1 protein-coding gene is annotated in these 506 nt (G+C 52.4%); it reads left to right on the top strand.

Features of this window, described 5'->3' with window-relative positions; genetic code table 11:
- Positions 1-506, top strand: a 506-nt coding sequence (locus S1OALGB6SA_RS08780; RefSeq protein WP_148084062.1) for a GIY-YIG nuclease family protein, incomplete at both ends; no start/stop codon positions are given.

Genomic DNA, 506 nt, shown 5'->3' with positions numbered 1-506 from the left:
ACTCAACACCCAAACCAACCAAACCCTCGAACAAATCGCCCAGGCCATTTTCAAAAGCTGGTTTGTGGATTTTGAACCGGTCAAGGCCAAGATGGCGGTATTGGAAGCAGGCCTGCCTGCGCCTGTCCGAATTTCAGACGGGCCGCGCGAAGGAATTTTTTGTACCTATGTCATTGAATGCGATGATGGCAGTTATTACATAGGACAAACAGATAACTTGAAGCGTCGCTGGCGCGAGCACTTATCTGGGAAAGGCGCGCAGTGGACGAAAACACATAAACCACTTCAAATTGCACATTTTGAAGAAAATAGCTCGCGCGAAGAGGCTGCGGCGAAAGAGAAAAACTGGAAAACCACTTCTGGCCGACGTGAACTGAAAAAATTAATAGCCAGCGGCGCAGCGCGGCAGGCAGGCGGCACGGCCGAACAGGCCGAGCTTGCCGCCATGTCGGTCATCTCCGCCAAAGACGAAGCCGCCCTTAAACAACTGCAAGCCGAGCAACCAG

The organism is Olavius algarvensis spirochete endosymbiont, from assembly GCA_900608495.1.
In the GTDB taxonomy this organism is placed as follows: Bacteria; Spirochaetota; Spirochaetia; order DSM-2461; family DSM-2461; genus UBA2779.
This window is presented reverse-complemented; position numbering and strand designations above follow the sequence as displayed.